The 7139-nt window shown below is 40.5% G+C and carries 5 protein-coding genes and 1 pseudogene; 2 read left to right on the forward strand and 4 right to left on the reverse strand.

Annotated features, from left to right (window positions below):
• Window positions 1-158, forward strand: a pseudogene (locus tag WB217_RS18870) (aldo/keto reductase); the annotation flags it as partial.
• A 163-nt stretch (window positions 159-321) separates the two neighbouring features.
• Window positions 322-1293 carry an NAD(P)H-dependent flavin oxidoreductase gene (locus tag WB217_RS18875; RefSeq protein WP_423994873.1) on the forward strand — a complete coding sequence of 324 codons (972 nt, stop codon included), beginning with the start codon at window positions 322-324 and terminating at the stop codon, window positions 1291-1293.
• Window positions 1294-1356: 63 nt separating this feature from the next.
• Here the strand turns inward: WB217_RS18875 and WB217_RS18880 are convergent, their stop codons facing one another.
• The 4 genes from WB217_RS18880 to WB217_RS18895 all read right to left on the reverse strand — a co-directional run bounded on the left by WB217_RS18880 (window position 1357) and on the right by WB217_RS18895 (window position 6830).
• Complete coding sequence (locus tag WB217_RS18880) at window positions 1357-2112, reverse strand: NRDE family protein (protein WP_423994874.1); 756 nt, start codon at window positions 2110-2112, stop codon at window positions 1357-1359.
• A 90-nt stretch (window positions 2113-2202) separates the two neighbouring features.
• Window positions 2203-3378 carry a glucose-1-phosphate adenylyltransferase gene (locus WB217_RS18885; protein WP_423994875.1) on the reverse strand — a complete coding sequence of 392 codons (1176 nt, stop codon included), beginning with the start codon at window positions 3376-3378 and terminating at the stop codon, window positions 2203-2205.
• Between the two features lie 692 nt (window positions 3379-4070).
• Complete coding sequence (locus tag WB217_RS18890) at window positions 4071-5009, reverse strand: sugar-binding transcriptional regulator (protein ID WP_423409514.1); 939 nt, start codon at window positions 5007-5009, stop codon at window positions 4071-4073.
• A 303-nt stretch (window positions 5010-5312) separates the two neighbouring features.
• The gene (locus WB217_RS18895; protein ID WP_423994876.1) at window positions 5313-6830 is read right to left on the reverse strand and encodes a glycine betaine uptake BCCT transporter; all 1518 of its coding nucleotides are present in this window, start codon (window positions 6828-6830) and stop codon (window positions 5313-5315) included.
• Window positions 6831-7139: the final 309 nt, after the last annotated feature.

Below are 7139 nucleotides of genomic sequence, written 5' to 3' on the forward strand. Positions count from 1 at the left end.
ATGGAGTTGTAACGATTCCTAAATCGGTTAAAGAGCACCGAATCGTTGAAAATACAGATGTCTTTAATTTTGAACTTTCTGCTGAGGATATGAATCGTTTAAACGGCTTGAATAAAGACGAGCGTGTTGGTCCGGATCCGGATAATTTTGATTTTTAATTTGGTCCAAAAGAAAACGCGGAGCCCTGGCTTCCGCGTTTTTTTCATATAAAATAACACCAAATAATTATACTAACCTTTATTACCTGGTGCTAAATATCACATCTTTTTAAACTCAGCCATGTTAAACTTCTAGGGAATAACAGATGAAAGGGGTAATAACATGGTTTTTCCACAGCTTAAAATCGGTCATATGGTTCCAAGGGTGCCAATCATGCAAGGGGGGATGGGTGTAGGGATTTCGCTCAGCAAATTAGCATCAGCTGTTGCAAACGCAGGGGGTATCGGCATTATCTCTGGTACCGGAATTTCCGTCGAAGATATGCGCTCCCATATCAGGCAAGCAAGGAGCCTGATCAATGAACGGGGCTATATAGGTGTAAATGTGCTGTTTGCCATGAACGATTTTGCCGAAAAAATGAAGGCTGCCCTCGAGGAAAAAGTTGATTTTATCATTTCTGGCGCAGGCATTTCACGAGATATGTATGCCTGGGGAAAGCAGGCAGGCATTCCCGTCATCTCCATTGTCTCTTCTGCTAAATTAGCCAAAATTTCTGAACGCCTCGGAGCTGCTGCGGTAGTGGTTGAAGGGTTTGAAGCGGGTGGCCATCTTGGGACGGACAAGCCTCTTTTTGATATCCTTCCAGAAATCGTTGAGTCTGTGTCCATACCGGTAATTGCTGCTGGAGGAATCATGACTGGCTCGGATATCGCAAAAGCTTTATCGATGGGAGCATCTGGTGTACAGATGGGTACAAGATTTGTCGCAAGTACAGAATGCGATGCTCCTCAACCCTTTAAAGAAAAATATGTAGCAGCAACTGAGGAAGATACATTGCTTGTAAAAACAACAGTTGGTTTGCAAGGCAGAGCAATTGCCAATAAATTCACCGAACTAATTACCACTTCGGATAAGTTAAGAATCAAACAGTGCCGGGACTGCCTAAAAAATTGTTCGTACCGATTTTGTACCCTTGACTCCCTTCTCACCTCAGTTGCAGGTGATGTCGAGAATGGTCTGGTATTCGCAGGGGCGAGAGTAAGTGAAATCAAGGAGATTTTGCCAGTCCAGAAGATAATAGATAATTTAACAGCCGAATTTATGGCCGCAGCAGCAGGACATCCAATTTCCTGATTCAAAAAGACAACCCTTGTGCGGGTTGTCTTTTTAGGTCGGCTTATTCAATGATAGGTGGCCTTACAGCTTTATTTTAAATTCCTGATCGGCTCTATTTCCGCCATTGTATACCCTTTCCTTGAAGAAAATCTCTTCATCATTCATCAGGATCACAGTTGAGCTTCTTGTCCCATAGCCTTCACTTTTAATAAATATAGGTGACAGCAAACGTTCCCATTCAAGCGGAACTCCTGTTGCAGGCAGCAGGTGATCCGGGGCTGGGTCCGAACTTTCAAGGTGAGAGAATAATTGATTGACCATATCAGGGTGGTCGTCAGCAATGATTCTCGCGAGACCTTCCTTCCCTTGTTCAACTTTAGGCCAAGCCGTATTTAATAAATGATTGCTTACTCCATGGACACCTGGTTCGATTTTCTTCAAAGAGTTTCCTACATTTGAATAGTAGAATAGCTCATTAACATCACCGGCCAAAAGATTATATCCGGAATATTCATAGCGACTTGCCGCTGCTCTCTCTAAATACTCATCCCCACGTTCAGCCGCGCTTAAAAAATTGGCCACAAGTTCACCCCGGGTCTTTTTCCCCTCGGTATTTTCACTGGGATTCCGATAATTGGTCAATGCCGCAAATCTTCCTGAACTTGTCACTCCCATCCACGTCCCCATTTTCTCCAAATCTCTCCCTGCAAGAATGTCAGGTCTGTCGTCCCAAAAATGAGCAGCAGCAGTTGGACGGCCATAAGCTTCATCACGGTTAGCGGCAACAATCAGCTTATACTTTGGATGAGCCTTATAAGCAAATACTATTAAACACATTAAAATCACGGCCTTATATATTTTTTATCTCTTATTATATCTTATCATCGAAAAATATAGGCACTCCGCCATGACGGAGTGCCTGAATGGTCAAACAATGTTCAGCTTAACTTCGGATTCAATATCTTTTTCAATCCTTTTATTATCCCCAATCAAAGCGATTTCCCCAAAGGACTGGGCGTTCCCTATTTTTACTCCGCGCTCAATGACTGTGCTGCTTCCAATCACCGCTCTGTTCACAGTTGCATTTTCTTCTATCACTGTATTCGGCAGAATTACAGAGTTACTTATGACAGCCCCTTTGCCCACCTTGACTCCATAAAACAGGACTGAATTCTCAACGCGTCCTTCTATTTGGCAGCCTTCACTTACCAAGGATTGCTGAAGCTCTGCCCCTTCATCCAAATACATCGGCGGCTGCAGGGAATCAGCAGTATATATAGGCCATTCAGGATGTTGAAGGATTGGATTTGTATCGGTCGACAGTAAATCCATATTAGCCTCCCAGTAGCTTTCAATAGTGCCGACATCTTTCCAATATCCATTGAAATGATAGGCAAAAAGCTTTCTCTCTTCCTCGATCATCGCAGGGATGATATCCTTTCCAAAGTCCTTTGAGGAAGACATGTTTTGTTCTTCCATTAGCAAATAGCTTTTTAATACTTGCCAGTTAAAGATATAGATTCCCATTGAAGCAAGGTTGGATTTCGGCGACTTTGGTTTTTCCTCAAACTCCAGGATCCTGTTTGTGCTGCTGTCCACATTCATGATTCCAAATCTGTCTGCTTCGCTCCACGGTACATTAATGACTGAAATGGTAGCGTCTGCAGCTGTCGCTATATGCTGATCCAGCATTTTTTTGTAATCCATTTTATAGATATGGTCGCCTGAAATGACCAGTACATACTCAGGGTCATAGGTCTCTATATATCGTATATTTTGGAAGATAGCATGAGCTGTGCCTTCATACCATCTCTCACCAAGCTCGCATTGATATGGCGGTAAAAGGGTAACCCCGCTATTTTTCTGCTCTAAATCCCAGTGCTTCCCGTTTCCAATATAGTTTTGCAGTACATGAGGATGATATTGAGTCAGTACACCTATCGTGTCTATTCCTGAATTGCGGCAATTGCTTAACGTAAAATCAACAATCCGGTATTTCCCTCCATATGGAACCGCTGGCTTGGCAATATATTGTGTCAGCTCCCCAAGGCGTGAGCCCCTTCCACCTGCTAATAGCATGGCAATACATTGTTTCTTTGTCATAGCTGCCTCCTCATACTCGTTTGATTGATTTAATTTGGGAGTTTCTTTATTTTTTCATAAAATCTTCAGGTCCTGTTTTAGAACCGAAGCTGTAACTAATTAATGGTTACTAATTATTAATTTCGGTCATCTTCCCAGAGCTTGTAATATAGCTCTTCCTGCTCGTTCTCTTCGGTTTCATCTATGTAAGAACGTACTGGCTCTTCAGCCTTCTTCTCACAAGTTTTTTGGTCCATCGGATCCGCTCCTATGCTGTTTTCGCTGTAAATTCAATAACATTTTTTCATTTTAGCAAAACAAAACAGCTTCTAAAATCAGAACCGTTCGCCCATTTATCGCAGTATTTGACATAAATAGTGTCACTTTCAATAAATTCGAACCACTCTTCAGGGATTTTTTAGTGTTCTTCTTCGATTCCCACCTAATTATGTCGAAAAGATTTTTTAAAAAAGAACATCAATTGTGAATGTTTCTTGAATATAAAAAAAATTCAATTTACTTAATACAAAAAAAGAGCACCTATCATGTCCCTCTTGTAAGCTATTCGCTTTTCAAGTTGAATAATTTGTAGAGAAACTTTAATAATTGTAAAGACTTACTGATAAAATGAACCTTTGTAAAATCATAATTGAACAAATACTTCAAAAAAAATACCCGCTAGGCAGATAGCCTAACAGGTATTGGTTTGTTCTTTACTTATCTAATAAGAATTTAGCGGTAAATTGATCCGTAACAAGTACGTTTGTAAATTTCCCTTTTAAAGCACCATAAATTCCTTCAATTTTTTGAGCCCCGCCTGCAACCAGGATGGAGTACTTTTTCTTTTTTAATTCTTCAAGTTCAATGCCTAATGTCCTCGCATTCAAATTTTCATTGCAGACATTCCCGTCTTTATCAAAAAATCTTGAGCATATATCCCCCACTGCCCTAGATTCGATGACCTTGAGATCTTCCTCTGTAAAATAGCCTAATTGGAACAAGATCGATTCCGATTTGATGGGGCCAATTGTATATACAGCGATGTTGGCCTGCTTGCCCATTTCCAGGATCCGTTTAATATGCCTGTCAGCCTCCATCGCCTGTTTTACAACAACATGGTCAACGATTGCCGGAAGAGGCAGATGGTGAGGCGCACTGTTGAAGGCTTTACCGAATAAATACAGGATTTCGTTTGCGTACGTATTTGTTTCAGAGTGGCTGACTCCACCCTTTAACTGGACCACTTTTACGTTCTTCAACGCCTTCTGTTTTAATTCAAGAGCAACGTGATATAGCGTTGTTCCCCACGTTACTCCGATAATATCATCATGGTCAACCACTTCATTTAGGAAGCTAGCTGCTTTTTCCCCTAAGTATGTTTTGATTACACTATCTTCGTATTGCGGTATATGAGTGACGATTGCCTTTTTCAACCCGAACTTTTGTTCAAGTTGTGAGGACAAATTTTCTACATCCTCTGTCGGATCCATGATTTTGATATCGACAATCCCCTCCTGCTTTGCCAGCTGAAGGAATCTCGATACTGTAGGCCTTGATACACCAAGCTCCTTGGCAATATCGTTCTGATTATAATCTAATAAATAATAAAGCTTTGCAGCCTCGATTATCTTTAATAGCTTTTCTTTTTCCATTTCTGATCACCTTTGACAAAGACATAATTGATAATTTCATTTTAACAAAAAATCCGAATGAAAACATTTACATTTTTAATTAGAACAAAATGTTCATAAATCACCATTTCTTTACATTTGTAAAATCAATCATATAACATTTTTATCAAAAATTCACAAAGTCTTACCAGTTATATAGCCATCAAGATACAGAACAAAAAAGGAAGAGTTCTTGTTAATGGAGAAAAACCTAAAGTAAACAAAAGAAAGACATCCTCCATTTGGATGGAAGATGCCTATACTTTACAAAATATCGTGCATTATCTATTGTGGCTTACGCTTAGGAATCTTTCCAATGCCAAGTTCCTTCGCTTCCTTATTTAGAGCTTTTATTAAGCTGATTGCCATCAAACCCATTATGACAGAGAATGGCAATGCGGCGACTATCATCGTATTTTGCAGTGCCTGCAGTCCTCCAGAGTAAAGCAGGACTAAAGAAATAGCTGCTAGGATAATTCCCCAAGTGAATTTTATCTTATTCCCTGGAGTCAGCGATCCGTTGGTCGTCATCATTCCTAAAACAAAAGTTCCAGAGTCCGCTGAAGTAATGAAAAAGGTCCCAATCAGCACCATTGCCAAAATCGACATAACTGAACTAAAAGGATAATTAGCCAATACGCCAAAAAGCGATTCCTCTGTAGCCAGTTCAGAAATTTTTGCAACTCCCTCATGTTCAAGCATAATTGCAGAACCGCCAAATGTTGTAAACCATAGGAAACCGATCAGGGCAGGAACGAGCAGAACGCCAAACACAAATTCCCTTATGGTTCTCCCTTTAGAAACTCGAGCTATAAAAATCCCTACAAATGGCGCCCACGCAATCCACCATGCCCAATAAAAGATTGTCCAGCCATTTATCCACGAACGCACTTCCTCATTTAATGGAGAAAGCCGAAAGCTCATCGCAGGTAAATTTTGAAGGTAGCTGCCAATCGTATTTGTGAACAAATTTAAGATAAATTGTGTTGGCCCCAGGATTAACATGAATAAAAGCAAAATTCCCGCTAGCAACATATTCACATTACTTAAAATCTTAATTCCCTTCCCGAGCCCAGACCATGCTGACATAATAAATAAAACTGTCACTACAAGGACAATGATTAGCTGGGTCAAGAAACTTGCAGGTATTCCATAAAGGTAGGAAAGTCCACCATTTATTTGTACAGCTCCAAATCCCAAAGTTGTAGCTACACCGATGACAGTTGCCACAACCGAAATGATATCGACTACTTTACCTGCAGGTCCATTAACACGGTCACCAAAAATAGGACTAAGTGTCGCACTAATCAATCCAGGTTTGCCATGCCTGAAGTTAAAATAGGCAAGCACCAACGCTACTATTCCATAAATGGCCCATGCGTGGATGCCCCAATGGAAAAAAGTATATCTCATTGCGTCACGAATCGCCTGGTCTGTCCCTGGTTCTACTCCTGTTGGGGTAGAAACCGTATAATGACTGATCGGCTCAGCCGTTCCCCAGAAAACAAGGCCAATCCCCATTCCTGCACTGAATAGCATAGAATACCATGACATAGTTGAAAATTCCGGGCGATCATCCTGGCTGCCCAGCCTGATTCTCCCTAAAGGACTGATCAGGAAATAAAGACAAACGATCACAATAAGTGCCACAAGAATTAAATAATACCAGCCGAATGAATCAGTAATAAAGACCTGAATATTGGCGGTGATTTTTTCCAGGCTATCCGGAACAAATACACCAAACAACACCAGCAGCAACAAAATGCCAGCTGATATGTAAAATACAGATGAATCTTTCCTCATCCAAAAACTCCTTTCTGTTACCAACGTTCCTTTTTTAGCACTTTAACACCCTAACATAAAAGAGTGATTTTTAAAAACCATCGGCTTATAACAGATGTAGTATTTCCTACTTTTTGAAAAAAATGTACTAGTTCTTCAAGTATTTTTTGCTGAGGCTCTGCTAAATGGCGATATCGATTTTAAAAAAATCCTGTTGTTAAGAGCGAAAAATAACAGTCAAATTTATCACAGTCTTGGTTGGAAACGTAAATTTCGGCCTTCTGAAGCTCGTAAATCCATCTTCGTATATGACGAGTTTGTGTCTTTAGC

This window comes from Mesobacillus sp. (assembly GCF_049588175.1).
Classification (GTDB): domain Bacteria; phylum Bacillota; class Bacilli; order Bacillales; family Cytobacillaceae; genus Mesobacillus.